Consider the following 25,859-nt stretch of genomic DNA (forward strand, 5'->3'; position numbering starts at 1 on the left):
TTACACAAGGCCTTTTATCAACAACTGCGCCAGCTCCACGGCGTTCAGGGCCGAGCCTTTGCGTACGTTATCTGACGTCAGCCAAAGATTTAGTTCCGCCGGGTCGTCGATACCGGCGCGAACTCGCCCTACGTACACCACGTCCTGGCCAACGGCATCGCCTACGGCCGTGGGGTAATCGCCCTCCTCGACCAGCTCGATACCCGGCGCAGCCTCGAGGGCGCGGTTCACCGCGGCCAGGTCGACCGGCGCGGCCAGTTGCAGCGACACAGTCAGGCTATCGCCGAAAAACACCGGGGCTTGAACGCAGGTGGCGGAAATCTTTAGTAAAGGTGTTTCCAGCACGGCGCGCAGTTCGTGGACGAGACGTTTCTCCAGGACGGTATGACCTTGGGCATCCGGCGTGCCGACTTGCGCCAGCAGGTTGAACGCCACTTGCCGATCGAAGAACGCCGGCTCCAGGGGGCGTACGTTCAGCAGCTCGGCGGTCTGGCGCGCCAACTCGCTGACGGCCTCGCGGCCCTGGGCAGAGATTGCCAGGTTGGCGGTGACGCTGACGCGCTGGATGTCCACCACACCGCGCAACGGCGCCAGCACCACCGCGAGGTAGGTGGCACACGGGCTCGGGCTGCCGAGCTGGAAAGGCTTTTTCAACGCGTCCAGCACATGGGCGTTGGCCTGCGGTACCACTTGCGGCGCCTGCTCGGCGGGCAATGCGCCGGACAAGTCGATCACCGCGCAGCCAGCGGCGGTGGCACGCGGGGCGAAACTCAGGGTCACCGCTGGGCCTGCGGCGAAGAACGCCAACTGCACCTTGCTGAAGTCAAACGTGTCGACTTCTTTGACCCGCACGTTCTTGCCCCGAAACGGCACCGAAGCCCCCGCCGAGTTGCTGCCCGCCAGCAGGTGCAAGGTGCCCACCGGGAACTCCAGCTCTTCGAGAATCTGCACCAGGGTTTCGCCAACGGTACCGGTGGCGCCGATCACGGCGATTTCAAAGGTCTGGGTCATGGGATTGCCTCGGGCATTACGGGGGAGCGGCACTTTACCGGGTGGTAGAGGGTGAGGCAATTACAGCCCCCCTGATCGTTCCCACGCTCTGCGTGGAAACGCCTCCTGTGACGCTCCGCGTCACGCCTCTAAAGCAGACGCAGAGCGTCCAGAGCTGCATTCCCACGCAGAGCGTGGGAATGATCACAAAGGCAACAAAAAACCCGCGCCTGTCACCAGAACGCGGGTTTCTGTTATTGCTTCAAGCGATCAACGCTCCAGCAAAATCCGCAACATGCGACGCAACGGCTCAGCCGCGCCCCACAGCAGTTGGTCGCCGACGGTGAACGCGCCGAGGAACTGACTGCCCATGTTCAGCTTGCGCAGGCGGCCCACCGGTACATTCAGGGTGCCGGTGACCTTGGTCGGGCTCAGCTCCTGCATGCTGATATCGCGGTTGTTCGGCACCAGCTTGACCCAAGGGTTGTGCTGGCTGATCAACCCTTCGATATCGGCGATTGGCACGTCTTTGTTCAGCTTGATGGTCAGTGCCTGGCTGTGGCAACGCATGGCGCCAATGCGCACGCAGATACCATCCACCGGGATCGGGTTCTTGAAGCGACCCAGGATCTTGTTGGTTTCGGCCTGGGCCTTCCACTCTTCGCGGCTCTGGCCGTTAGGCAGTTCCTTGTCGATCCACGGGATCAAGCTACCGGCCAATGGCACGCCAAAGTTCTCGGTCGGGTAAGCGTCGCTGCGCATGGCCTCGGCCACACGGCGGTCGATGTCGAGGATGGCGCTGGCCGGGTCAGCCAGTTGATCGGCGACAGCGGCGTGGGTCGCGCCCATCTGCTTGATCAGTTCGCGCATGTTCTGCGCGCCGGCGCCGGAGGCCGCCTGATAGGTCATGGCGCTCATCCACTCCACCAGGCCCGCTTCGAACAGACCGCCCAGGCCCATCAGCATCAGGCTCACGGTGCAGTTGCCGCCCACGTAGTTCTTGGTGCCGGCGTCCAGTTGCTGATCGATGACCTTGCGGTTGACCGGATCGAGGATGATCACCGCGTCATCCTGCATGCGCAGGCTCGAAGCGGCGTCGATCCAGTAACCCTGCCAGCCGGCTTCGCGCAGCTTGGGGAAGACTTCGCTGGTGTAGTCGCCACCCTGGCAGGTCAGGATCACGTCGAGGCTCTTCAACTCTTCAATGCTGTAGGCATCCTTGAGCGGGGCAATATCCTTGCCCACGGACGGCCCTTGGCCACCTACGTTCGAAGTGGTGAAAAACACCGGCTCAATAAGATCGAAATCCTGCTCTTCCAGCATCCGCTGCATGAGCACGGAACCGACCATACCGCGCCAACCGATCAGACCTACACGTTTCATCGCAACTACACCTTGTTAAAAAGTGGGCCGCCTTGCAGCAACAACTGCAAGCGGGCCCGAGAGATTACAGATTCCGCAGCGCGGCGACTACTGCGTCGCCCATTTCTTGCGTCCCGACCTTGGTGCAACCCTGGGACCAGATATCGCCCGTGCGCAAGCCCTGATCCAGCACCAGGCTGACGGCCTTCTCGATGGCGTCCGCCGCATCGCCCAGGTTGAAGCTGTAACGCAGCATCATCGACACCGACAAAATCGTCGCCAACGGGTTGGCAATGCCCTGCCCCGCGATGTCTGGCGCCGAACCGTGGCACGGCTCGTACATGCCTTTGTTGTTGGTGTCCAGGGATGCCGACGGCAGCATGCCGATAGAACCGGTGAGCATCGACGCCTGGTCGGACAGAATGTCGCCGAACAGGTTGTCGGTGACGATCACGTCGAACTGCTTGGGTGCACGCACCAGCTGCATGGCGGCGTTGTCGACGTACATGTGGCTCAGTTCGACGTCCGGGTAATCCTTGGCGACTTCTTCGACGATTTCACGCCACAGCTGGCTGGAAGCCAACACGTTGGCTTTATCCACCGAGCAGACTTTTTTGCCGCGCACGCGCGCCATGTCGAAACCGACACGGGCGATACGGCGGATTTCGCTCTCGCTGTATGGCAGCGTGTCATAGGCCTGACGCTCACCATTTTCCAACTCGCGCACGCCCCGTGGCGAGCCGAAGTAGATACCGCCGGTCAGCTCACGCACGATGAGGATATCCAGGCCCGCCACCACTTCCGGCTTGAGGCTCGACGCGTCGGCCAGTTGGGGGTAGAGGATGGCCGGGCGCAGGTTGCCGAACAGGCCCAGTTGCGCACGGATTTTCAGCAGGCCGCGCTCAGGGCGGATGTCACGTTCGATCTTGTCCCATTTCGGCCCGCCCACGGCGCCGAGCAGCACGGCATCGGCAGCCCGGGCGCGGTCGAGGGTCTCGTCGGCCAGAGGCACGCCGTGCTTGTCGATGGCGGCGCCGCCGATCACATCGTGGCTCAGCTCGAAGCCCAGGCTGTACTTGCTGTTGGCAAGCTCAAGGACCTTCACCGCTTCGGCCATGATTTCCGGACCAATACCGTCGCCAGGGAGAATCAGAATCTGCTTGCTCATGCGTTCCTCATTTCATCAAGCGACCCGCCCGTGGGCAGGTCGGGAAAAATCAATCAGCGTTCGGCGAAGACCACCAGCACATCGGTGCTGAAGGTGCCGTCTGCTTGAATGTCATAATAATCGCGTACTTCCTGGCCCATCGCCTTTTGCAGCTCCAGGATTGCTGCCCGCAGTACCTCGGGCGTGCGCATGCGCTCGACCCACGAGGTGTATTCCAGGCGCAAGCGCTGGCGGCTGCTGTTGCGTACGTGCAGGCCGGCCTCACTCAACTGGCGCATCCACTCAGCGCCGGAGTAATCACGCACGTGGCTGGCGTCGCGCAGCACTTCGACGGTTTGCAGGTAAGTGTCCAACAGTGGGCTGCCCGGTGACAAGACATCCACAAATGCCGCCACGCCGCCCGGCTTGAGCACCCGACGCACTTCACGCAGGGCCAGGCCGAGGTCGCTCCAGTGATGGGCCGAATAACGGCTGAACACGAAGTCGAACTCGCCATCGGCGAAGGGCAGCCGCTCGGCGGCGCCGTGCACGGTGCGGATGTTGGCCAGGTTGCGGTCTTTGGCGGCGGCGGCCACCACGTCGAGCATCTGCTGAGACAGGTCGTAGGCCACCACCTCTTTAACCAGAGGCGCCACGTGGAAGCTGACATGACCGGCACCGCAGCCCAGGTCCAGCAGTCGCGCAGCGCCCTGCCCGGCCAGTTCGGCTTGCAGCACGGCGAATTCGGTGCCCTGGGCGTGTACGGCGCTGCTCAGGTAGGCCGAGGCTTGCTCGCCGAATTGTTTTTGCACGACTTGGGTGTGGGCGGGGGTGGTCATGGTGGCTTTCCTTGGGTTTGTGGTGGTTGCACTGGCGCTATCGCAGGCAAGCCAGCTCCCACAGTTGGAATGCACTCCAATGTGGGAGTCGGGCTTGCCCGCGATGAGGCCCGCACGGTTTACCGCAAATCAGGCATCGCGAAACAACCAGGGCTGGCTCGCCCGGTGCTTGGCTTCAAACGCAGCAATCGCATCGCCGTCCTGCAAGGTCAGGCCGATGTCGTCCAGGCCGTTGATCAGGCAGTGCTTGCGGAAGGCATCCACTTCAAAGTGATACACCTTGCCGTCCGGGCGGGTCACGGTTTGCGCGGCCAGGTCCACCGTCAACTGGTAGCCGACATTGGCTTCCACTTGCTGGAACAACTCGTCCACTTCAGCGTCGCTCAAGATGATCGGCAACAGGCCGTTCTTGAAGCTGTTGTTGAAAAAGATATCGGCGTAGCTCGGCGCGATGATGCTGCGAAAGCCGTACTCTTCCAGGGCCCACGGGGCGTGCTCGCGGCTGGAGCCGCAGCCGAAGTTTTCCCGGGCCAGCAACACGCTGGCGCCTTGGTAGCGCTCGGCGTTGAGCACAAAGTCCTTGTTCAGTGGGCGCTTGGAGTTGTCCTGATAGGCGTAGCCCACGTCCAGGTAGCGCCACTCATCGAACAGGTTGGGGCCGAAACCGGTGCGCTTGATCGACTTCAAGAATTGCTTGGGGATGATCTGGTCGGTATCTACGTTGGCACGGTCCAACGGCGCTACAAGGCCTGTGTGTTGGGTAAAAGCTCTCATCGGGTTTTCCTCAGATCAATTCGCGAACGTCGATGAAACGACCGTTGACGGCAGCGGCGGCGGCCATGGCCGGGCTCACCAGGTGGGTACGCCCACCCGCGCCTTGGCGCCCTTCGAAGTTACGGTTGGAGGTCGACGCGCAATGCTCGCCCGACTCCAGGCGGTCCGGGTTCATCGCCAGGCACATCGAGCAGCCCGGCTCACGCCATTCAAAACCGGCTTCGAGGAAGATCTTGTCCAGGCCTTCGGCTTCCGCCTGGGCTTTAACCAGCCCGGAACCTGGTACCACAATGGCTTGCTTGATGGTCGAGGCCACCTTGCGGCCCTTGGCGATCACCGCCGCGGCGCGCAGGTCTTCGATCCGCGAGTTGGTGCAGGAGCCGATAAATACGCGGTCCAACTGGATGTCGGTGATCGCCTGGTTGGCGGTCAACCCCATGTATTTCAAGGCGCGCTCGATGGAGCCGCGCTTGACCAGGTCGGCCTCTTTGGCCGGGTCCGGCACGTTCTGGTCAACGGCCAATACCATTTCCGGCGAAGTGCCCCAGCTGACTTGCGGCTTGATCTGCGCAGCGTCGAGTTCGACCACGGTGTCGAACACCGCATCGGCGTCGGAGACCAGGTCTTTCCAGGCTTCGACGGCGGCGTCCCAATCGGCGCCTTGCGGCGCGAACGGGCGACCCTTGACGTATTCGACGGTCTTTTCGTCCGCCGCCACCATGCCCACGCGGGCACCGGCTTCGATGGACATGTTGCAGATGGTCATGCGGCCTTCGATGGACAGGTCGCGGATTGCACTGCCGGCGAACTCGATGGCATGGCCGTTACCACCGGCAGTGCCGATCTTGCCGATCACGGCCAGTACGATGTCCTTGGCGGTCACGCCAAACGGCAATTGGCCTTCGACGCGTACCAACATGTTCTTCATTTTCTTGGCCACCAGGCACTGGGTGGCAAATACGTGTTCCACCTCGGAAGTGCCGATGCCATGGGCCAGGGCGCCGAACGCACCATGGGTGGAGGTATGGGAGTCACCGCAGACCACGGTCATGCCCGGCAAGGTTGCACCCTGCTCCGGGCCGATGACATGGACGATGCCTTGGCGCACGTCGTTCATCTTGAATTCGGTGATGCCGTACTCGTCGCAATAGTCGTCGAGGGTCTGCACCTGCAACCGCGAGACCTGGTCGGCAATGGCTTCGATGCCGCCCTTGCGCTCAGGCGTGGTGGGCACGTTGTGGTCCGGCGTGGCGATGATGGAGTCGACGCGCCAAGGCTTGCGCCCGGCCAGTCGCAGGCCTTCGAACGCTTGGGGCGAGGTCACTTCATGGATGATGTGACGGTCGATATAGATCAGCGACGATCCATCATCGCGACGTTTCACTTCATGGGAATCCCAAAGCTTGTCGTAAAGCGTTTTGCCGGCCATCAGTCGGTCCTCATCAGCGGTGCTTCTATACGCCGGGCTTTTCAATAACCCTTTGGCTTGTGAGGCTGATGGTATGGCGCTACATTAAATAACTCAAATTCATATTTTTTATGCTTTGGATTACCAACTGGAATAGCACCATGGACCTGGCCAACCTCAACGCCTTTATCGCCATCGCCGAAACCGGCAGTTTCTCCGGCGCCGGCGAACGCCTGCACCTGACCCAGCCGGCTATCAGCAAGCGCATCGCCGGTTTGGAACAACAATTGAAGGTTCGGCTGTTCGACCGCCTGGGCCGTGAAGTCGGCTTGACCGAGGCCGGGCGGGCTTTGCTGCCACGCGCTTATCAAATCCTCAACGTGCTGGACGACACCCGCCGCGCCCTCACCAACCTCACCGGCGAGGTCAGCGGGCGCCTGACCCTGGCCACCAGCCACCATATCGGCCTGCACCGCCTGCCACCGGTCCTGCGCACTTTCACGCGGCAATACCCGAATGTGGCGCTGGATATTCAGTTTCTGGATTCAGAAGTGGCCTACGAAGAAATCCTCCACGGCCGTGCGGAAGTCGCGGTGATCACCCTGGCGCCAGAGCCCCACAACCTGGTGCAAGCTACCCGTGTGTGGGACGACCCGCTGGATTTTGTGGTGGCGCCCGAACACAGCCTGATCAGCAACGGCTCCGTCAGCCTGGCCGATATCGCCGGGCATCCGGCGGTATTTCCCGGCGGCAACACCTTTACCCACCATATTGTCAGCCGCCTGTTCGAGGCCCAGGGCCTCACACCTAATATTGCGATGAGCACTAACTACCTGGAAACCATCAAGATGATGGTCTCCATCGGCCTGGCCTGGAGCGTGTTGCCGCGCACCATGCTCGATGATCAGGTGGCAAGTATCGCTTTGCCGGGCATACAGCTCAGTCGCCAGCTAGGCTATATCGTGCACACCGAAAGGACGCTGTCGAACGCTGCGCGGGCTTTCATGAGCCTGTTGGATGCACAGGTCGATCTGCCAGGGTTACCGGCATGACACTGTGTGGGCCAGGGGTTTAGGTCAAACCGCGCGGTTTTCTCAATGAGCCAAGGCCCTTTGATAATGCGCAACCCCGTTGACCCGGTTCCACCCCTGCCCCGCATCTACGCCCTGGACCCTCAAGCGGCGGAACAAAGCTGGGACAGTGCCCCGCAACTGCTGACGGCCCTCAATGCCGCGCGACTGGGTGCCTGGTCCTGGGAAATCGACACGGGAAGAATCAGCTGGTCGCGGGGTACCCAGGCGTTATTCGGCTTTGACCCGCGCCAGCCTCTGCCCAAGGACCTCGACTACCTCGACCTGCTGGCCCCACAAGACAGTGCGCGGGTGGTGCGCGGCTTTCATGCGGTGCTCGCCGGAGAGCCGCTCGACCGCGCCATGCACCACCGCATCCAATGGCCCGATGGCAGCCAGCACTGGCTGGAAATCAGCGGCAGCCTGGTTCCCGACAAAGCCGGACGGCGGCGCATGATCGGGGTGATCCGCGAGATCACCCACCAACGCGACCGTGAACACGCCCTCAGCCATTCGGAAAAGCGCTTTGCCACCCTGTTCCACCTGTGCCCGAACATGGTACTGCTGACGCGTCAGGCTGACGGTTTGATCAGCGAAGCCAACCAGTATTTCGAGATGCTGTTCGGTTGGCCGGTGGCCGATGCCATCGGCCGCACCACCCTGGAACTGGGCTTGTGGCGCCACCCGGAACAGCGTGCGCTGCTGGTCAAGGCCACGCAGCGCAAGGGGGAACCCATCACCATGGAAGTGCAGTTCTGCGCCAGCAACGGCCAGATCCATGACGGCACCCTCAGCGCGCAAAAGGTCGAACTGGACGGCGAGGCGTACCTGATCAGCACGTTCCTGGACACCACCGAACGTAAAAACGCCGAGCAAGCACTCAAGGACAGCCAGGAGCGCCTGGACCTGGCCCTGGATTCCGCGCAACTGGGCACCTGGGATTGGCACATCCCCAGCGGCATGCTCTACGGCTCAGCGCGTGCCGCCCAGTTGCACGGGCTGGAACCCGCGCCGTTCCATGAATCCTTCGATGCGTTTTTTGAGGGCATGTCCGATGAAGACCGCGAGGGCATGCGCCATGCGTACCGCAGTCTGCGCGAAGGCCCGGACGGCAACTATCAGTTGACCTACCGCGTGCAAATGGAAGACGGCAGCCCGCGCTACCTGGAGAGCCGCGCACGCCTGTATCGCGATGAATCAGGCAAGCCCCTGCGCATGGCCGGCACCTTGCTGGACATCACCGACCAGGTCGAGCGCGAGCAACGGCTGACCGCCTCGGAAGAGAAGTTCGCCAGCCTGTTCCAGGCCAGCCCCGACCCGATCTGCGTCACCTGCCTGGAGAGCGGCGCGTTTATCGAGATCAACCCGGCGTTTACCCAGACGTTTGGCTTTACAGCCGCCGAAGTACTGGACAAAAGCGCCGAACAAATCGGCCTGTGGGACGACTCCAGCAAGCGCCTGCAGCGCATCGAGCAGGTGATTCGCGAACAGGCCCTGAGCAATGTGGCTATCGTGGTGCATCACAAGGACGGCCAAAGCCTGACCTGCATGATTTCCAGCCGCTTGATCAAGGTCAGCGACCAGCCGTGCATCGTCACCACGCTGCGCGATATTACCCAGCAGCAACGCTCGGAAGCCGCACTCAAGGCCAGTGAAGAGAAGTTCGCCAAGGCGTTTCACTCCAGCCCCGACGCGATTTCCATCACCGAACGCGACACCGGCCGTTATGTGGAGGTCAACGACGGCTTTTGCCGCCTGACCGGTTACCGCACCGAAGAGGCCATCGGCCTGACCCTGTACCAGATCGGCATCTGGGCCGATGAAAACCAACGCGCCGCACTGTTGGCCGAGTTGCAGATCAAGGGCCGCATCCACCACCTGGAAATGCTCTGGCGCAACAAGCGCGGCGAGGTACTGGCGGTGGAGGTGTCAGTGGAGCCGATCACCTTGAATGAAACCCCCTGTCTGCTGCTGACCGCGCGGGATGTAAGCCTATTGAAGAATGCCCAGGCGCAGATCCGTCACCTGGCCTATCACGACCCGCTGACCAACCTGCCAAACCGTGCGCTGCTGATGGACCGCCTGAGCCAGCAGATCGCCCTGCTCAAGCGCCACAACCTGCGCGGCGCCCTGCTGTTTCTGGACCTGGACCACTTCAAACACATCAACGACTCCCTCGGCCACCCCGTTGGCGACACCGTGCTGAAAATCGTCACCGCGCGCCTGGAGGCCAGCGTGCGCATGGAGGACACCGTGGCGCGCCTGGGCGGCGATGAGTTTGTGGTATTGCTCAGCGGCCTGGAGGGCACCCGCCAGACGGTCAGCAGCCAGGTGCAAGCGCTGGCCGATACCCTGCGCGAATTGCTCTCGGAACCGATGTTTCTCGACGGTCACCGGCTGCAGGTCACGCCCAGCATCGGCGTGGCGCTGATCCCCGACCACGGCACCACCCCTGCCGATCTGCTCAAGCGCGCCGACATCGCCCTGTACCGCGCCAAGGACTCCGGGCGCAACACCACGCAGATGTTCCACAACAGCATGCAAAGAACCGCTAGCGAACGCCTGCGCATGGAGACTGACTTGCGCCTGGCCTTGTCACGCGGCGAATTCAGCGTGCATTACCAGCCCCAGGTGGATGCGCGCGGCAACCGGATAGTCGGCGCCGAGGCCCTGGTGCGCTGGCAGCATCCACAATTGGGCGCGCAGTCACCGACGGAATTCATCAAGGTATTGGAAGACAGCGGCCTGATCCTGGAGGTCGGCACCTGGATTCTCGATGAAGCCTGCGGCGCCTTTGCCCAGTTGATTGCCGACGGCTTGGTGGACCCGCTCAATTTCAGCCTGTGCGTGAACATCAGTCCCCGGCAGTTTCGCCAGAACGACTTTGTGGAACGGGTGGAGCACAGCCTCAAGCAACACGGTTTGCCGTTCAGCCTGCTGAAACTGGAAATTACCGAAGGCATCGTGATCCAGAACCTGGACGACACGGTGGTGAAGATGCGCCGCCTGAAAAAACTCGGCGTGAGCTTTGCGATGGATGATTTCGGTACCGGCTATTCATCCCTGACCTACCTCAAGCGCCTGCCGGTGGACGCGCTGAAGATTGATCAGTCGTTCGTGCGCGATGCGACCCACGACCCCAATGATGCGGAAATCATCCGCGCCATTGTGGCCATGGCCCGCAGCCTGAACCTGGAAGTCATCGCCGAGGGGGTGGAAACCCTGGAGCAACTGGCGTTCCTGCAAAAGCTCGGCTGCCATTTATTCCAGGGGTATTTGCACAGCCGACCGTTGCCGATCGAGGGGTTCAGGCGGCTGCTGGATGAGGCATACCCAGCAGGCGGCTGACTTGGCCCAAGTCCGTCTCGCGGCGCAGGGCCGTGAACAACTCCACTGCCTCCGGGTAGTTGCGCGTGAGCATCGCCAGCCACTGTTTCAAGCGGCCGGGCGCCTGCTTTTCCGTGAGTTGCGCCACCGACTGGCGCCAGAACTCCTGAAGCATCGGCTGCATCTGCGCCCAGGTCATCTCGACCACGTCTTCGCCGGCCTTGGCCGCCACAATCTGCCGCGCCAGGTCGGGCCGCGCCACCAGGCCACGGCCCAGCATGATGTCTTCGGCGCCGCTGATTTCGCGGCAGCGCTTCCAGTCTTCGACGCTCCAGATATCGCCATTGGCAAACACCGGCACCTTGACCACGTCCTGCACCCGCGGGATCCATTCCCAATGGGCCGGCGGCTTGTAGCCATCGGCCTTGGTGCGCGCATGCACTACGATATGCGCCGCGCCGCCCTCGGCCAGGGCCGTGGCGCACACCAGCGCGCCATCCGGGCTGTCGAAGCCCAGGCGCATCTTGGCGGTCACGGGAATATGCGCCGGTACGGCACGACGCACATGCTCGACGATCTGGTTGAGCAGCTCCGGCTCCTTGAGCAGCACCGCGCCACCTCGGGATTTATTCACGGTCTTGGCCGGGCAACCGAAGTTCAGGTCGATGACCTCAGAGCCCAGCTCACAGGCCAGGGCGGCATTTTCCGCCAGGCACACCGGGTCAGAACCGAGCAACTGCACCCGCAACGGCACACCCGCCGCCGTGTGGGCACCGTGCAGCAGTTCAGGCGCGAGCTTGTGGAAATAGGCAGGCGTGAGCAGGCGGTCGTTGACCCGAATAAATTCGGTCACGCACCAGTCGATACCGCCCACGTGGGTCAACACGTCCCGCAGGATGTTGTCGACCAACCCCTCCATGGGCGCCAAAGCAATTTGCATGGAAAACACTCAACAAAAATCGTGGCGCAGTTTACTGGGTTTCCAGCGGCAACCGTTAACCCCCTGTCAGGGCGGGGCCGTAACCGTCAATAAACTCGGCGGGCATGCGCTTGGGCTTGCCGCTGGACAACTCAATGCACACGAAGGTTGTTTGCGCACGCAGTAGAGTCGCGCCGTCGCGGGGGCGTACCAGCTGGAAACGACGGGTCATTTTCAGCCGTTGGTCCCAATCGACGATCCAGGTGGCCAGTTGTAACTCATCGCCCTCATAGCCTGCCGCCAAGTAGTCGATTTCATGGCGCACCACGGCCATGGCGCGGTCCAGGCGGCGGTATTCGGTGAGGTCCAGCCCCAGGCGCTGGGAATGGCGCCAGGCGCAACGCTCCAGCCACGAGACATACACCGCATTATTGGCGTGTCCCAGGCCGTCGATGTCTTCAGCCGCAACCTGCAGATCGATGATGAACGGCGTTGCCAAATCCCAGCTCATGCCTTGCTCCAGTCGATTGATGTCGGCGGGGCAGTGTATCAGGCGCTCTGGCGCTCCTGTAGACGGCAGCCGGCCAATAGGGCGAGTACAGCGTCGATCACCTGCGGGTCGGCGAGCACTTTCTGGTGGCCGCCCTGCTCCAGGCGCAGCAGGCGGCTGTCGAACCAGGCTTCGTGAATGGCTTGAGCCGCCCTGACCGGAACGAAGGTGTCGTCTTCGGCGTGGACGATCAGGCCGGGAATGTTCATTTGGTAGTGGGCCACGTCCAGATGCTTGAGCGGCATGCCCATGCTCAACTCCACTTCTTGGATAAAGGCTGAGCGCGCCCGTGGCGGCAAGCCGACCATGCGGGTGAACCCGCGCAACACATCCAGAAAGCGCGACGGTGCGGCAATGCTGACCAATGCCTGTGTACGCAACCCCAACTGCACCGCCAGCATCGCACTGGCGCCGCCCATGGAGTGGCCGACCACCGCGTACAGCGGCGGCAGCTCGGCCGCCGCCTCAAGCATGGCGCGGGCAAACAGCAGCACATGGGCCTCACGCCCTGGCGAACGGCCGTGGGCGGGACCGTCCAGGGCAATTACCGAATAGCCGTTGTCGACCAACGCTGTGATCAAACTGGCGAACTGAGTGGGCCGGCCTTCCCAGCCATGCATCAGCAGCACCGCCGGGCCATGCCCCCATCGCAACGCCGACAGGCCGAAACGCAGAGTGATGCGCTCCGATTGCGCCAACAACGGCAGCTCCCAGTCACGCGGCGGCAGATCGCGCGGGGTCATGAAGGTGCGACGCATCTTGCTGGCAACCGCATGCGGCGCAAGGCGCCCCACCGTGCCATTGAAACCACGAACCCAGGTCAATGCGCCCATCTTGCGTCCCCTTTTTCAGCGTACCGCCGACTTGGCCGCACGTATCACGCGATCCGATAACTCGCCCGGCCCCAGCGCCCGCGCCAGGGTCAGCCCCCCGACCATCAAGGCCATGTCCGCCAGGGCTTTGTCGATCTCTTCAGGGCTGCCGGCCAGTTGCGCAGCCATCAACTCGACGTGCTCGTTCAAGACCTCGCGAAATGCGTCCGGCAAGCGCCCCATCTCCCCCACTGTCGCGGGCAACGGGCAGGCCTGGGTCGTGGAGTCGCGGTGCTTGCGTGACAGATAAAACGCGGCGACCAAGGTGCGGCGCTCTTCGCCGGTCAGCTGTTCGTCCAAGTCATCGATGGAGGCGCGACGCTGCGCCAACAACTGGTTGAACGCTTCCAGCATCAGTGCGTCTTTGCTTTCAAAATGCGCGTAGAAGCCTCCTACCGTTAGCCCCGCCGCCCCCATCACTTCACCCACACTGGGCTCAGCCGGGCCACGCTGGATCAATGCCGCGCTGGCAGCCTGCAAAATACGTTCGCGGGTTTGCGCTTTTTTATCGCTCATCGAAGCCTCCGTCGTTCATGGGTTGAATATTATTACCATAATAATATTTGGCAAGCGACAAGCACGACCGCCGGTCAGTACAGAAAAATGGGAATAAAGGAGGGAATTGGCCAAACGCCAGACAAACAAAAGGGCCATTCAATAATTGAATGACCCTTAAAAATCCCGCAGAGCGGGTAATCGTGGCGTCCCCTAGGGGACTCGAACCCCTGTTACCGCCGTGAAAGGGCGGTGTCCTAGGCCACTAGACGAAGGGGACACAAACCTTCTATACAACAGATCAGCGCTGAGAACTGATCGATTCAAGGACGGTGTGGCCGGAACCTTGAACCTGTAAAATTGGTGGAGCTAAACGGGATCGAACCGTTGACCTCTTGCATGCCATGCAAGCGCTCTCCCAGCTGAGCTATAGCCCCGGATTTTTCGTCTCGCGACGCAGCAGACCTTTCGAGCTGCTTGTTGAAACTGGCGTCCCCTAGGGGACTCGAACCCCTGTTACCGCCGTGAAAGGGCGGTGTCCTAGGCCACTAGACGAAGGGGACAAAACCTTCTGTACATCTGATCAGAGCTGAGACCTGATCAATTCAAGGACGGTGTGGCCGGAACCTTGAACCTGTAAATTGGTGGAGCTAAACGGGATCGAACCGTTGACCTCTTGCATGCCATGCAAGCGCTCTCCCAGCTGAGCTATAGCCCCTCATCGGTGAGGACGGGGCGAATCTTAATGGCGGTTTGGAAACGTGTCAAATTTATTTTCAACAATTTCCAAAATTTTTTGCCGGGATAACAATCACTTACCGACGAAACCCCGGAAAACCGGGGTTTCGTGCCGCAAGCGGCCTGCTTAAGCGATAGCGCCCAGCAGCTTTTCCCATTCCTTGTTTTCTTTCTTCGACACACCACCAAGCAAATCAAGGGCTTGGCGCAGGCGGAAACGGGTCAGGTCCGGGCCGAGGATTTCCATCGCATCAAGCACCGACACCGAACTGGCCTGCCCGGTGATTGCGGCAAACATCAGCGGCATGGCATCGCGCAGTTTCAGTTCAAGGGATTCCACCACCGCCTGGATGGTCGCCGTGATTGCATCTTTCTCCCACTGACGCAGGCTTTCAAGCTTCCACAGAATCAACTGCATCAGTTGGCGAACCTGGTCACCGGAAAGCTTCTTGGACTCGAACAGCTTGGGATCAGGATTCACGCCACCGGCAAAGAAGAAATTGGCCAAGGGTGCGACCTGGCTGAAGGTCTCTACCCTGCCCTGCACCAGCGGCGCGATCTTCATCATGTACTCGGGGTTCAACGCCCACTGCTGCACGCGGCTGGCGAACTCTTGCACCGGCAGGTCACGCAGCCACTGGCCGTTGAGCCACGAGAGTTTCTCGATATCGAAGATCGGCCCGCCGAGGGAGACGCGGGACAGGTCGAAGTTGTCGACCATTTCCTGCAGCGAGAACTTCTCGCGCTCATCCGGCATCGACCAGCCCATGCGGCCCAGGTAGTTGAGCATCGCCTCGGGCATGAAGCCCATGCGCTCGTAGAACGTCACCGACGTGGGGTTCTTGCGCTTGGACAGCTTGCTCTTGTCCGGGTTACGCAGCAGCGGCATGTAGCACAGTTGCGGTTGCTCCCAGCCGAAGTATTCGTACAGCAGAATGAGTTTCGGTGCCGATGGCAGCCACTCTTCGCCACGCAGCACATGGGTGATGCCCATCAGGTGGTCATCGACCACGTTGGCCAGGAAGTACGTCGGCAAGCCGTCGGTCTTCATCAGCACCTGCATGTCCATGCGGTCCCACGGGATCTCGACGTCACCGCGCAGCATGTCCGGCACCACGCACACGCCTTCGCTTGGCACCTTCATACGGATGACGTGGGGCTCACCAGCCGCCAGGCGCGCAGCCACTTCTTCCTTGGACAACAGCAACGCACGGCCATCGTAGCGCGGGGTCTCGCCACGGGCCTGTTGCTCGGCGCGCATCTGGTCCAGCTCTTCGGCGGTGCAGAAGCACGGGAAGGCATGGCCCATATCGACCAGTTGCTGGGTGTACTGCTTGTAGATGTCGCTGCGCTCGCTCTGGCGATACGGACCGTGAGGGCCGCCCACGTCCGGGCCTTCAGCCCAGGTAATGCCCAACCAGCGCAGGGCATCGAAAATCTGCTGTTCGGACTCACGGGTGGAGCGCAGTTGATCGGTGTCTTCGATCCGCAGGATGAACTCACCGCCATGCTGCTTGGCAAAGCAGTAGTTGAACAGGGCGATGTAAGCAGTACCGACGTGGGGATCCCCAGTAGGCGATGGCGCAATGCGCGTGCGGACGGTGGTCATGGCAGGTCTCGAATGGGCGATATAACTGAAAATTGAAACAAGGGGCGAATGGTAACAGCCTGGGGGATATCTGGAAAACCGAGGCGCGGCCATCGCAGGCAAGCCAGCTCCCACATTTTGACCGCGCTCACAGATCAATGTGGGAGCCGGGCTTGCCCGCGATGAGGCCAGCCCAATCAACGCAAATCAAACAGCCAACAGCCGCTCACGCAACTTGCCAATCTCATCGCGCGTCTGCGCCGCCGCTTCAAACTCCAGATCCCGCGCCAACTGGTACATCTTCTCTTCCAGCTGTCGAATCCGTTTGGTGATCTCACTCGGTGAGCGCAGTTCGTTCTCGTACTTGGCGCTCTCCTCGGCGGCCTTGGCCATGCCCTTGCGCTTCTTGCTGCGCGAGCCGGGCACGGTGGCGCCTTCCATGATGTCGGCCACGTCCTTGAACACGCCCTTGGGGGTGATGCCGTGTTCCAGGTTGAACGCGATCTGCTTGTCGCGACGACGCTGGGTCTCGCCAATCGCACGCTCCATGGAACCGGTGATGCGGTCCGCATACAGGATCGCCCGCCCATTGAGGTTACGCGCCGCTCGGCCGATGGTCTGGATCAGCGAGCGTTCGGAGCGCAGGAAGCCCTCCTTGTCCGCATCCAGGATCGCCACCAGCGACACTTCCGGCATGTCCAGGCCTTCGCGCAGCAGGTTGATCCCCACCAGCACATCGAAGGTGCCCAGGCGCAGGTCTCGGATGATTTCCACGCGCTCCACGGTGTCGATGTCCGAGTGCAGGTAACGCACGCGCACGCCGTGGTCGGCCAGGTAATCAGTCAAGTCTTCGGACATGCGCTTGGTCAGGGTGGTGACCAGCACCCGCTCTTCCAGGGCCACGCGCTTGTTGATCTCCGAGAGCAAGTCGTCGACCTGGGTCAGCGCCGGGCGAATTTCGATTTCCGGGTCCACCAGGCCAGTGGGTCGCACCAGTTGCTCGATAACGCGGCCCGCGTGCTCGGCTTCATAGTTGCCGGGCGTAGCGGAGACGAAGATGGTCTGCGGGCTGATGGCTTCCCACTCGTCAAAGCGCATGGGCCGGTTGTCCAGCGCCGACGGCAGGCGGAAACCGTACTCCACCAGGGTTTCCTTGCGCGAACGGTCACCCTTATACATGGCGCCCACCTGCGGCACGCTGACGTGGGATTCGTCGATCACCAGCAAGGCGTCCGGCGGCAGGTAGTCATAGAGCGTCGGTGGCGGCGCCCCGGAGTCGCGGCCCGACAGGTAGCGCGAGTAGTTTTCGATGCCGTTGCAGTAGCCCAGCTCCAGGATCATCTCCAGGTCGAAGCGGGTGCGTTGTTCCAGGCGCTGGGCTTCCACCAACTTGTTGTTGGAACGCAGGTATTCCAGACGCTCGGCCAATTCGACCTTGATACCCTCGATGGCGCCCATCAGGGTTTCGCGCGGGGTCACGTAGTGGCTTTTGGGGTAGAAGGTGAAGCGTGGCAGCTTGCGGATCACCTCACCGGTCAACGGGTCGAAGGCTGACAGGCTTTCGACCTCATCATCGAACAGTTCGATACGGATGGCTTCCAGGTCGGATTCCGCCGGGTAGATGTCGATAACATCGCCGCGCACCCGGAAGGTGGCGCGGGCAAAATCCATGTCGTTACGGGTGTACTGCAGGCTCGCCAGGCGACGCAACAGTTCGCGCTGGTCGAGTTTGTCGCCACGGTCGACGTGCAACACCATCTTCAAATAGGTTTCCGGGCTGCCCAAGCCATAGATGCACGACACCGTGGTAACGATGATCGCATCCTTGCGCTCCAGCAGGGCCTTGGTGGCCGAGAGGCGCATCTGCTCGATGTGGTCGTTGATCGACGCATCCTTCTCGATAAAGGTATCGGAGGACGGCACATAGGCTTCGGGCTGATAGTAGTCGTAGTAGGAAACGAAATACTCCACCGCGTTGTTCGGGAAGAACGCCTTGAACTCGCCATAGAGCTGCGCCGCCAGGGTCTTGTTCGGCGCCAGCACCAGGGTTGGGCGGTTGGTCTGGGCGATCACGTTGGCGATGCTAAAGGTCTTGCCGGAACCGGTCACCCCAAGCAGCGTCTGGTGCGCCAGGCCGGCTTCGATGCCTTCGACCATCTGACGAATGGCTTCCGGTTGGTCGCCGGCGGGTTCAAAACGGGTAACGAGCTGGAAATCCGACATAACGTACCTCGTGAAGTCACCCCAGACTCGACACCGCCAGGGACGAAATAGCTCAGCAACCCGCGAATAATCATCGCAGGTTGCAGGAAAAAACCATGATAGCTGTAGAAGTGGTGTCGAATGTGACGGGTTTCAAGGCCGTCGTCCTACACGACCTTTCTCGCCAATGTGGCAATAAGACTAACGGTCAGCAAATAAACCGAAAAACATGGCCGAAAAGCCGTTTCCGTTGTCGCTCTCAGCCGTGATGGCCTCTATACTAGCTCCCCGTTTGTGCACCGCTCTAGTGCATTCGGCTGGAGCGCGACACGTCCCTCCTACCCCCCATAGAGCTGCCGCAAAAATGAGCCTGTTCTCCGCTGTCGAAATGGCACCACGCGATCCAATCCTGGGCCTCAACGAAGCATTCAACGCCGATACACGAACCACCAAGGTGAACCTTGGCGTGGGCGTTTACTGCAACGAGGAGGGGAAGATTCCACTCTTGCGTGCCGTTGCCGAAGCGGAAGCCATTCGTGTGGCGCAACATGCCGCCCGTGGCTACTTGCCGATCGACGGCATCGTGGCGTACGACCAGGCCGTGCAAAAGCTGCTGTTTGGCGCTGAGTCGCCGCTGTTGAGCGAAGGCCGTGTGATTACCGCCCAGGCCGTGGGCGGCACGGGCGCGCTGAAAATCGGCGCCGACTTCCTCAAGCAACTGCTGCCCAACGCCGTCGTCGCCATCAGCGACCCGAGCTGGGAAAACCACCAGGCGCTGTTTGAAAAAGCCGGTTTCCCGGTACAAACCTACCGCTACTACCACGCCGCCACTCACGACGTGAACCGTGCCGGCCTGCTCGAGGACCTCAACGCCCTGCCGCCACAGTCCATCGTGGTGCTGCACGCCTGCTGCCATAACCCCACCGGCGTCGACCTCAGCCCGGCCGACTGGCAAGACGTGCTGGACGTGGTCAAGGCCAAGAACCTGGTGCCGTTCCTCGACATGGCCTACCAGGGCTTCGGCGACGGCATCCACGAAGACGCCGCCGCGGTGCGCCTGTTCGCGGAATCGGGCCTGACCTTCTTTGTGTCCAGCTCGTTCTCCAAGTCGTTCTCGCTGTATGGCGAACGCGTAGGCGCGCTGTCGATCGTCAGCGAGTCCAAGGAAGAAAGCGCGCGCATCCTGTCCCAGGTCAAGCGTGTGATCCGCACCAACTACTCCAACCCGCCGACCCACGGCGCAGCCATCGTTGCCGCCGTGTTGAACAACCCTGAGCTGCGCGCCCAGTGGGAAGCCGAGCTGGCCGAGATGCGCCTGCGCATTCGCGGTATGCGCGAGCAGATGGTGGCCGAACTGGCCAAGGCTGCGCCAGGCCATGACTTCAGCTTCGTCGGTCGCCAGCGTGGGATGTTCTCCTATTCCGGCCTGACTGTGGAACAAGTCACCCGCCTGCGCACCGAGTTCGGTATCTACGCACTCGATACCGGGCGTATCTGTGTGGCAGCGCTGAACCAATCGAACATTGGTGCAGTGACCAAGGCGATTGTCCAGGTGCTGTAAACGGGCAAACGTTATACGAAGGGGGAAGCCAATGGCTTCCCCCTTTTTATTGGCGAACACACTAGACTGAACACCGACTGCCCCCTTGCTGTGAGAGCTTTATGAGAAACGACGACCTGGACCTGCGCGCCGACCGCGACGAATTGCATGACTACGCCCCACGCGCACCGCAAGCCAAGCGCCAGAAGAGCCTGGTGCTGCAAGTGGCGTTGGGAGTATTCCTCGGTGGGCTGGCGTTATGGCTGGTACAACTAGGCGCGACGGCAATCATGGCCAAACTGGCCATGGGCACCCTGCAATTTGGCGGCTGATGTAGGACACCTGTGGGAGGTGGCTTGCCTGCGATAGCGGCGGTTCAGTTAAAGATTCATTGACTGACACACCGCTATCGCAGGCAAGCCAGCTCCCACATTTGATCTAGGGTGCTGGCAGAGTGCGTTCTTCCAGCAGTTTTACGAAACTGTTCAAACTCTGCGACACCGTGCCCCGCCGCCAGATCAGCCAGGTATTCAAGATACGGAACGTGTCGGGCAGCGGCCACACACTCACCGCCGCACACCCCGGCATACTCTCCAGCATGCTGCGTGGCATCAGCGCCAGCCCTGCCCCGGCGCTGACACAGGCCAACATGCCGTGGTACGACTCGATCTCGAAGATCCTGCCCGGCACCGCGCCATCCTGTGAGAACCAGCGTTCGAAGTGATGCCGGTACGAGCAGTTGGAGCGAAACGTATAGATGTTCTCGCCATTCACATCCTGGCCACGGGTGATTGGCGCGTGATGCAGTGGCGCAATCACCACCATCTCCTCCTCAAACACCGCCACGCCTTCCAGCGTGGAATGCAGCACCGGCCCATCGACAAAGGCCGCCGTCAGCCGGCCCGACAGCACGCCTTCGATCATGGTGCCCGAGGGGCCGGTGCTCAGGTCCAGCTCGACCTTGGTGTATTGCTGGTTATACGCCGCCAGTAACGCCGGAATACGCACGGCCGCCGTGCTCTCCAGCGAGCCCAGGGCAAACGCGCCCTGGGGCTCCTCCCCCGCCACCGTGGCGCGGGCTTCTTGCACCAAATCAAGAATGCGCCGTGTATAGCCGAGGAAGTTCCACCCGGCCGGCGACAGGCGCAGGCGGCTTTTCTCGCGGATAAACAATTCCACGCCCAGGTCCTGCTCCAGTTGTTTGATGCGCGTGGTGAGGTTCGATGGCACGCGATGAATCAACTGCGCGGCGGCGCTGATGCTGCCTTGCTCGGCAACGGCCTTGAAGATTTCCAGTTGCACCAGATCCAAGTCATTCTCCAATCATGTACATGGTTCCCACGCTCTGCGTGGGAACGCTGCCTCGGACGCTCCGCGTCCAATCGTTGGCTCACAGCTCGTTGACGCGGAGCGTCAAAGGATGCATTCCCACGCAGAGCGTGGGGACGAGCTTAGGCCAAACATTCTCGTAATGAGAATATATTGCTTAATATTATTCAGTTTCCAGAAAACATACAGCCCCGTACGCTGGCCCCATTCCACTCATTCAGCCGGACGGTGCCATGAACAATGCTATCTCCCACCAGACCCACGCCCTGTCGATCAACCCCGCCAACGGCGAAACAGTCCGCAGCTACCCCTATGAAAGCGCAGAACAGCTGAACGCCGCCCTCTCCCGCTCGACCGATGCCTTCCGCACCTGGCGTCGCACGCCGGTAAGCCAGCGAGCCGAATATCTGCTGGCCCTGGCCGCTGCCCTGCGTGAACAGGCTGAAGACATGGCGCAAATGATCACCTTGGAAATGGGCAAACCCATCGCCCAGGCCCGTGCCGAAATCGAAAAGTGCGCGCAACTGAGCGAGTGGTACGCCGCCCACGGCCCGGCCATGCTTGCTCCGGAACCCACTCTGGTGGACAACGGCAGCGCCCGAATCGAATACCGCCCGCTGGGCCCTATCCTCGCGGTGATGCCGTGGAATTTCCCGGTGTGGCAAGTGCTGCGCGGCGCCGTGCCGACCCTGCTTGCCGGCAACACCTACGTACTCAAGCATGCGCCCAATGTGATGGGCAGCGCGTATCTGATCCAGCAGGCGCTGCGTAAAGCCGGTTTCGCTGAAGGCGTATTCGAAGTGATCAACGTGACCCAGGACGGTGTATCTACGGCCATCGCCGACCCGCGCATCGCCGCTGTGACCCTCACCGGCAGCGTGCGCGCTGGCATCGCCATCGGCTCACAAGCCGGGGCCGCGTTGAAGAAATGCGTGCTGGAACTGGGTGGCTCCGACCCGTTTATCGTACTCAACGACGCCGACCTCGACGCCGCTGTGCAAGCCGCCGTGATCGGCCGTTTCCAGAACAGCGGCCAGGTCTGCGCCGCCGCCAAGCGCTTGATCATCGAAGCGGGCGTGGTTGAAGCCTTCACCGCCAAGTTCCTTGAAGCCAGCCGCGCCCTGGTGATGGGCGAGCCCACCTCAACCGCCACCTATATCGGCCCCATGGCACGCTTTGATCTGCGTGACGAACTGCACGGCCAGGTCCAGGCGACCCTGGAAGAAGGCGCCACGCTGCTGCTGGGTGGCCATAAAGTTGCGGGCGCGGGCAATTACTACGAACCGACCGTTCTGGCTGACGTCACCGATCAAATGACGTCGTTCAAACAGGAACTGTTCGGCCCCGTGGCCTCGATCATCACCGCTCGCGACGCCGAGCACGCCGTGGCGCTGGCCAATGACAGCGAGTTTGGCCTGACCGCGAGCATCTTCACCCGCGACGCGGCAAAGGCGCGGGCGATTGCCGATCAGTTGGAAACCGGCGGGGTCTTTGTCAACGCGTTCAGCGTGTCAGACCCGCGGGTGGCGTTTGGTGGTGTGAAGAAGAGCGGGTTCGGCCGCGAGCTGTCGCACTTCGGTGTACGCGAGTTCTGCAACGCACAAACGGTGTGGCTGGACCGCAAGTAAAGCTGCAACGGCTAGGCGTCGTCGGTGCGCGCATCGAACGCCGCCTGCGCCTGCAGCACCGCTTCCGAATGGCTGAGCGTCCAGGCGTAAAGCGCCTTGAACGGCTCTTCCAGCGTCCCCCCCAGCGGCGTAATGCTGTACTCCACCGCCACCTGTGAAGACGGGATGACCCGGCGCGCCAGGATGCCACTGCGTTCAAGACGGCGCAGGCTCTGGGTCAGGGCTTTTTGCGTGATGCCGTCCAGGCGACGCCTGATTTCATTGAAACGCAGCGGTTTTTCGCACAAAGAGCCCAGTATCAGCACCGACCACTTGTCGGTGATCTGATCAAGCAATAATCGGCTGGAGCAATCGGCTTTGAATACCTTGGGCACCGTACCGTCTTGAGTCAGCGCCGGGTCATGATCGAGCATGTGGTTTCCTCTGGGATACCTGATAGCTTTAAAGTGCCTAATTGATATTAGGTATACACAATATACTATCAAGACTCATTTCAAATGGAGTCTCTGGCAATGAGTGTTACGAATCTGGATGCTTTGTTTCAGCCATTTGCGCTGAAATCCCTGGCCCTGAAAAATCGCATCGTCATGGCACCCATGACCCGTTCGTTTTCCCCCACCGGTGTACCGGAAGAAAACGTCGCCGCCTATTATCGCCGACGTGCCGAACACGACGTCGGGCTGATTCTCTCAGAAGGCACCGCCATTGATCGCCCCGGCGCACGTAACGACCCCGGCGTCCCGCTGTTCCATGGCGACCAGGCATTGGCGGGCTGGAAACAGGTCATCGACGGCGTGCATGCGGCAGGCGGCAAAATGGGACCGCAAATCTGGCATGTCGGATCAGTGGGAAATCCCTTCAACGATTGGGCGCCCGAGACAGGTATCGAAGGCCCTTCCGGCCTCGCCGCACCCAGTACGCCACGCGGTGACGCGATGAGTGATGAAGCCATCGCCGACACGATTGCGGCTTACGCCAAGGCGGCTGCCGACTCCAAACGGTTAGGGTTTGATACCGTTGAAATACACGGTGCACACGGTTACTTACTCGATCAGTTCTTCTGGGAAGGCACCAATCAGCGTCCCGACCAGTTCAATGGTGCATCGATCAAGGAACGCTCGCGTTTCGCGGCAGAGGTGGTCAAGGCGATACGTGCAGCAGTAGGCCCGGCGTTCCCCGTGATATTGCGGGTGAGCCAGTGGAAGCAGCAGGATTACAGCGCGCGCCTGGTGACCACGCCGAACGCCATGTCGGACTGGCTGGTGCCGCTGGTGGAAGCGGGTGTCGATATCCTGCATTGCTCACAACGGCGTTTCTGGGAAGCCGAATTTCCCGAACTGGATGGCGAGCAGGGGCTGAACTTCGCCGGCTGGGCCAAGAAACTCACCGGCGCGGCGACCATCAGCGTGGGCTCGGTCGGCCTGTCCGGGGACTTTCTTGCCGCCTTCGGAGGCGAAAGCTCTCAACCCGCCAGCCTGGATAATCTAGTGCACAGGCTTGAACGCGAAGAATTTGACCTCATCGCCGTTGGCCGCGCATTACTGAGCGACCCACAGTGGGCCAGCAAAATTCGCACGGGAGAGACCTCCAGCCTGAAAGCCTTCAGCCCATCGGATCTTGCTGAGCTCATCTAGCCAATAGGCCCAAGTCAGCCCCGACTATGCCGTCGCACGCACTGCACCAACCCGTCCAGTGCCGGGGGATTCACCGGCGCGAGCACACAGACCGTGTGCTCGCGCTTGCCTTCCGCAACTGTCAGGGTGTAATGCACCCGGCCTGGGTTGCCAGGCTCGGGATCGGTGCTTTGCGGCAACTGGAAAAAACCCGACGCTTCAATCAGTTGCCGCAACTCCTGCTGATCAGGCTCGGGCAGCGCGTCCAACTCTACCGTGCGCGGCTTGGCCAACCCCGGAAAAAACGCCGGTCCGCCGCTTTCCTTGATTGAAATTCGCATGGTTTTTCCTCGCCGCTCAGGCGGCTTCGTCAAACGTTTATGCCCACCGCTTTCCAGCCTTCCTTGACTGCCTTCTGCTCAGCTTTGTTCACGCCATAAAGCTGGCCGGCAATATCGTGGGTAATGCGCGCAAAACGCAAGAACCCGGAATTGGGCCGCAACCGCGAATCGCGCAGTGCGTCATACCAGATACGCCCGGCACGCTCCCAGGCGAACCCGCCAATCCGGGTGGCCACCTGATAGAACGCGTGGTTGGGAATGCCGGAATTGATATGCACCCCACCATTGTCCTCGTAAGTTTGCACAAAATCATCCATGTGCCCAGGCTGCGGGTCTTTGCCCAGCAGCTTGTCATCAAACGCAGTGCCTGGCGCCTTCATCGAGCGCAGCGCCGTGCCCTTGATCTTTTTGGTAAACAGCCCCTTGCCGATCAACCAGTCGGCATCCTCGGCCGTTTGCTTTAACGCGTACTGCTTGATCAGCGAACCGAACACATCCGACAACGACTCGTTCAGCGCACCGGACTGGTTGAAGTACATCAGCTTGGCCTCATCCTCAGTCACGCCATGGGCCAACTCATGGCCAATGACGTCGAGTGCCACGGTAAAGCGGTTGAACAACTGCTGGTCGCCATCGCCGAACACCATCTGGGTCGAATTCCAGAACGCATTGTTGTAGTCCTGGCCGAAGTGCACCGTGGCGTCCAGCGCCATGCCCGCATCGTCGATGGAATTGCGATCAAAGACCTGGTCAAAAAAATCGAAGGTCGCGCCCAGGCCGTCATAGGCTTCGTCCACCGCGGCATCGCCACTGGCGGGCTGCCCTTCGCCGCGGATCAGCTTGCCGGGCAGGCTGTCGGTGTTTTCGGCACTGTAGATCGAGCGTTGCTTCTCGGCGCCCACGGCCAGTGCCATGCGGGCCGGCCCCTTGGCGGGTACCGCGACCATGCGCAACGAACGAAACGTGCTGTCCTTGGCACGCGTGCGTAATGCGACTTCCCGTTGGGCTTTGTCGCCGTGGCGTGCGATCTGGTCGAGCATGTACGGCGGGATCAGGCAAAAAATCGGGTTGCGCGGTTGGCGAACACACATGAGCTGGCTCCTTTTTGGCGTGTGATGAACGTCCGG

At 61.3% G+C, this 25,859-nt stretch carries 22 protein-coding genes and 4 tRNA genes; 6 read left to right on the plus strand and 20 right to left on the minus strand.

What is annotated here, in order from left to right; genetic code table 11:
• From TX24_RS27475 to leuC, 6 genes are all read right to left on the minus strand, one after another.
• Nucleotides 1-1,011 carry an aspartate-semialdehyde dehydrogenase gene (locus TX24_RS27475; RefSeq protein WP_057711841.1) on the minus strand — a complete coding sequence of 337 codons (1,011 nt, stop codon included), beginning with the start codon at nt 1,009-1,011 and terminating at the stop codon, nt 1-3.
• Nucleotides 1,012-1,260: 249 nt separating this feature from the next.
• A complete protein-coding gene (gene asd, locus TX24_RS27480) occupies nt 1,261-2,373 on the minus strand; it encodes an aspartate-semialdehyde dehydrogenase (RefSeq protein WP_003192554.1) in 1,113 nt (370 codons plus the stop codon).
• A 64-nt stretch (nt 2,374-2,437) separates the two neighbouring features.
• Nucleotides 2,438-3,520: a 3-isopropylmalate dehydrogenase gene (leuB, locus tag TX24_RS27485; protein ID WP_003192555.1), complete on the minus strand. Its 1,083-nt coding sequence runs from the start codon at nt 3,518-3,520 to the stop codon at nt 2,438-2,440.
• A gap of 53 nt (nt 3,521-3,573) precedes the next feature.
• Nucleotides 3,574-4,338 (minus strand): class I SAM-dependent methyltransferase, encoded by a 765-nt coding sequence (locus tag TX24_RS27490; RefSeq protein ID WP_057711842.1) that lies wholly within the window; start codon nt 4,336-4,338, stop codon nt 3,574-3,576.
• Nucleotides 4,339-4,467: 129 nt separating this feature from the next.
• A complete protein-coding gene (gene leuD / locus TX24_RS27495; RefSeq protein ID WP_003192559.1) occupies nt 4,468-5,112 on the minus strand; it encodes a 3-isopropylmalate dehydratase small subunit in 645 nt (214 codons plus the stop codon).
• A 10-nt stretch (nt 5,113-5,122) separates the two neighbouring features.
• Nucleotides 5,123-6,541 (minus strand): 3-isopropylmalate dehydratase large subunit, encoded by a 1,419-nt coding sequence (gene leuC, locus TX24_RS27500; protein WP_003192562.1) that lies wholly within the window; start codon nt 6,539-6,541, stop codon nt 5,123-5,125.
• A gap of 140 nt (nt 6,542-6,681) precedes the next feature.
• Between leuC and TX24_RS27505 the strand changes: the two genes are divergently transcribed.
• On the plus strand, nt 6,682-7,572 hold the full coding sequence (locus TX24_RS27505) for a LysR family transcriptional regulator (protein ID WP_003192564.1): 891 nt from the start codon (nt 6,682-6,684) through the stop codon (nt 7,570-7,572).
• A 66-nt stretch (nt 7,573-7,638) separates the two neighbouring features.
• Nucleotides 7,639-10,938, plus strand: coding sequence for an EAL domain-containing protein (locus tag TX24_RS27510; protein WP_057711843.1), 3,300 nt, complete (start codon nt 7,639-7,641; stop codon nt 10,936-10,938).
• Here the strand turns inward: TX24_RS27510 and TX24_RS27515 are convergent.
• From TX24_RS27515 to uvrB, 10 genes are all read right to left on the minus strand, one after another.
• A complete protein-coding gene (locus TX24_RS27515) occupies nt 10,898-11,857 on the minus strand; it encodes a tRNA dihydrouridine synthase (RefSeq protein WP_057711844.1) in 960 nt (319 codons plus the stop codon). The two genes, TX24_RS27510 and TX24_RS27515, sit on opposite strands and share 41 nt — an antisense overlap.
• A 55-nt stretch (nt 11,858-11,912) precedes the next feature.
• Nucleotides 11,913-12,347: an acyl-CoA thioesterase gene (locus TX24_RS27520; protein WP_057711845.1), complete on the minus strand. Its 435-nt coding sequence runs from the start codon at nt 12,345-12,347 to the stop codon at nt 11,913-11,915.
• A 38-nt stretch (nt 12,348-12,385) separates the two neighbouring features.
• The gene (locus tag TX24_RS27525; RefSeq protein WP_003192569.1) at nt 12,386-13,219 is read right to left on the minus strand and encodes an alpha/beta hydrolase; all 834 of its coding nucleotides are present in this window, start codon (nt 13,217-13,219) and stop codon (nt 12,386-12,388) included.
• Nucleotides 13,220-13,234: 15 nt separating this feature from the next.
• A complete protein-coding gene (locus tag TX24_RS27530) occupies nt 13,235-13,774 on the minus strand; it encodes a TetR/AcrR family transcriptional regulator (RefSeq protein ID WP_003192571.1) in 540 nt (179 codons plus the stop codon).
• Nucleotides 13,775-13,957: 183 nt separating this feature from the next.
• Nucleotides 13,958-14,033: transfer RNA gene (locus TX24_RS27535), tRNA-Glu, on the minus strand.
• A gap of 81 nt (nt 14,034-14,114) precedes the next feature.
• Nucleotides 14,115-14,190: transfer RNA gene (locus TX24_RS27540), tRNA-Ala, on the minus strand.
• A gap of 50 nt (nt 14,191-14,240) precedes the next feature.
• Nucleotides 14,241-14,316: transfer RNA gene (locus tag TX24_RS27545), tRNA-Glu, on the minus strand.
• 79 nt (nt 14,317-14,395) lie between these two features.
• A tRNA-Ala gene (locus TX24_RS27550) sits at nt 14,396-14,471 on the minus strand.
• A gap of 147 nt (nt 14,472-14,618) precedes the next feature.
• Nucleotides 14,619-16,100 (minus strand): glutamate--tRNA ligase, encoded by a 1,482-nt coding sequence (gltX, locus tag TX24_RS27555; RefSeq protein ID WP_003192573.1) that lies wholly within the window; start codon nt 16,098-16,100, stop codon nt 14,619-14,621.
• Nucleotides 16,101-16,286: 186 nt separating this feature from the next.
• Entirely contained in the window at nt 16,287-18,302 is a 2,016-nt protein-coding gene (gene uvrB, locus TX24_RS27560; RefSeq protein ID WP_003192575.1) for an excinuclease ABC subunit UvrB, read from the minus strand.
• A gap of 343 nt (nt 18,303-18,645) precedes the next feature.
• On the opposite strand from uvrB, the gene TX24_RS27565 reads away from it, so the two are divergent.
• Both TX24_RS27565 and TX24_RS27570 read left to right on the plus strand, forming a co-directional pair.
• Nucleotides 18,646-19,842 carry an amino acid aminotransferase gene (locus tag TX24_RS27565; protein ID WP_057711846.1) on the plus strand — a complete coding sequence of 399 codons (1,197 nt, stop codon included), beginning with the start codon at nt 18,646-18,648 and terminating at the stop codon, nt 19,840-19,842.
• 101 nt (nt 19,843-19,943) lie between these two features.
• A complete protein-coding gene (locus tag TX24_RS27570; RefSeq protein ID WP_005789784.1) occupies nt 19,944-20,153 on the plus strand; it encodes a hypothetical protein in 210 nt (69 codons plus the stop codon).
• Between the two features lie 106 nt (nt 20,154-20,259).
• Here TX24_RS27570 and ptrR read toward each other — a convergent pair whose 3' ends face one another.
• Entirely contained in the window at nt 20,260-21,132 is an 873-nt protein-coding gene (ptrR, locus tag TX24_RS27575; RefSeq protein WP_057711847.1) for a putrescine utilization regulator PtrR, read from the minus strand.
• Nucleotides 21,133-21,383: 251 nt separating this feature from the next.
• Here ptrR and TX24_RS27580 point away from each other — a divergent pair, with 251 nt between their 5' ends.
• On the plus strand, nt 21,384-22,778 hold the full coding sequence (locus TX24_RS27580; protein ID WP_034134160.1) for an aldehyde dehydrogenase family protein: 1,395 nt from the start codon (nt 21,384-21,386) through the stop codon (nt 22,776-22,778).
• An 11-nt stretch (nt 22,779-22,789) separates the two neighbouring features.
• On the opposite strand, the gene TX24_RS27585 is transcribed toward TX24_RS27580, so the two are convergent.
• Nucleotides 22,790-23,191 (minus strand): winged helix-turn-helix transcriptional regulator, encoded by a 402-nt coding sequence (locus TX24_RS27585; protein WP_003192584.1) that lies wholly within the window; start codon nt 23,189-23,191, stop codon nt 22,790-22,792.
• Between the two features lie 99 nt (nt 23,192-23,290).
• Between TX24_RS27585 and TX24_RS27590 the strand changes: the two genes are divergently transcribed.
• The gene (locus TX24_RS27590) at nt 23,291-24,412 is read left to right on the plus strand and encodes an NADH:flavin oxidoreductase (protein WP_003192585.1); all 1,122 of its coding nucleotides are present in this window, start codon (nt 23,291-23,293) and stop codon (nt 24,410-24,412) included.
• A gap of 14 nt (nt 24,413-24,426) precedes the next feature.
• On the opposite strand, the gene TX24_RS27595 is transcribed toward TX24_RS27590, so the two are convergent.
• The gene (locus TX24_RS27595) at nt 24,427-24,732 is read right to left on the minus strand and encodes a protealysin inhibitor emfourin (RefSeq protein ID WP_003192587.1); all 306 of its coding nucleotides are present in this window, start codon (nt 24,730-24,732) and stop codon (nt 24,427-24,429) included.
• Nucleotides 24,733-24,761: 29 nt separating this feature from the next.
• A complete protein-coding gene (locus TX24_RS27600; protein ID WP_003192590.1) occupies nt 24,762-25,823 on the minus strand; it encodes a M4 family metallopeptidase in 1,062 nt (353 codons plus the stop codon).
• Nucleotides 25,824-25,859: the final 36 nt, after the last annotated feature.

The organism is Pseudomonas lactis (assembly GCF_001439845.1).
GTDB lineage: Bacteria > Pseudomonadota > Gammaproteobacteria > Pseudomonadales > Pseudomonadaceae > Aquipseudomonas > Aquipseudomonas lactis.

What these genes read in the sequence shown, in the direction of transcription:
- TX24_RS27505 (WP_003192564.1), top strand. Translation starts at nt 6,682, where the DNA reads ATGGACCTGGCCAACCTCAACGCCTTTATCGCCATCGCCGAAACCGGC.
- TX24_RS27490 (WP_057711842.1), bottom strand. Translation starts at nt 4,338, where the DNA reads ATGACCACCCCCGCCCACACCCAAGTCGTGCAAAAACAATTCGGCGAG.
- TX24_RS27530 (WP_003192571.1), bottom strand. Translation starts at nt 13,774, where the DNA reads ATGAGCGATAAAAAAGCGCAAACCCGCGAACGTATTTTGCAGGCTGCC.
- leuB (WP_003192555.1), bottom strand. Translation starts at nt 3,520, where the DNA reads ATGAGCAAGCAGATTCTGATTCTCCCTGGCGACGGTATTGGTCCGGAA.
- leuC (WP_003192562.1), bottom strand. Translation starts at nt 6,541, where the DNA reads ATGGCCGGCAAAACGCTTTACGACAAGCTTTGGGATTCCCATGAAGTG.
- TX24_RS27525 (WP_003192569.1), bottom strand. Translation starts at nt 13,219, where the DNA reads ATGGGCGCATTGACCTGGGTTCGTGGTTTCAATGGCACGGTGGGGCGC.
- gltX (WP_003192573.1), bottom strand. Translation starts at nt 16,100, where the DNA reads ATGACCACCGTCCGCACGCGCATTGCGCCATCGCCTACTGGGGATCCC.
- TX24_RS27585 (WP_003192584.1), bottom strand. Translation starts at nt 23,191, where the DNA reads ATGCTCGATCATGACCCGGCGCTGACTCAAGACGGTACGGTGCCCAAG.
- TX24_RS27595 (WP_003192587.1), bottom strand. Translation starts at nt 24,732, where the DNA reads ATGCGAATTTCAATCAAGGAAAGCGGCGGACCGGCGTTTTTTCCGGGG.
- TX24_RS27590 (WP_003192585.1), top strand. Translation starts at nt 23,291, where the DNA reads ATGAGTGTTACGAATCTGGATGCTTTGTTTCAGCCATTTGCGCTGAAA.
- TX24_RS27475 (WP_057711841.1), bottom strand. Translation starts at nt 1,011, where the DNA reads ATGACCCAGACCTTTGAAATCGCCGTGATCGGCGCCACCGGTACCGTT.
- leuD (WP_003192559.1), bottom strand. Translation starts at nt 5,112, where the DNA reads ATGAGAGCTTTTACCCAACACACAGGCCTTGTAGCGCCGTTGGACCGT.
- TX24_RS27580 (WP_034134160.1), top strand. Translation starts at nt 21,384, where the DNA reads ATGAACAATGCTATCTCCCACCAGACCCACGCCCTGTCGATCAACCCC.
- TX24_RS27565 (WP_057711846.1), top strand. Translation starts at nt 18,646, where the DNA reads ATGAGCCTGTTCTCCGCTGTCGAAATGGCACCACGCGATCCAATCCTG.
- TX24_RS27515 (WP_057711844.1), bottom strand. Translation starts at nt 11,857, where the DNA reads ATGCAAATTGCTTTGGCGCCCATGGAGGGGTTGGTCGACAACATCCTG.
- TX24_RS27600 (WP_003192590.1), bottom strand. Translation starts at nt 25,823, where the DNA reads ATGTGTGTTCGCCAACCGCGCAACCCGATTTTTTGCCTGATCCCGCCG.
- TX24_RS27520 (WP_057711845.1), bottom strand. Translation starts at nt 12,347, where the DNA reads ATGAGCTGGGATTTGGCAACGCCGTTCATCATCGATCTGCAGGTTGCG.
- TX24_RS27570 (WP_005789784.1), top strand. Translation starts at nt 19,944, where the DNA reads ATGAGAAACGACGACCTGGACCTGCGCGCCGACCGCGACGAATTGCAT.
- uvrB (WP_003192575.1), bottom strand. Translation starts at nt 18,302, where the DNA reads ATGTCGGATTTCCAGCTCGTTACCCGTTTTGAACCCGCCGGCGACCAA.
- asd (WP_003192554.1), bottom strand. Translation starts at nt 2,373, where the DNA reads ATGAAACGTGTAGGTCTGATCGGTTGGCGCGGTATGGTCGGTTCCGTG.
- TX24_RS27510 (WP_057711843.1), top strand. Translation starts at nt 7,639, where the DNA reads ATGCGCAACCCCGTTGACCCGGTTCCACCCCTGCCCCGCATCTACGCC.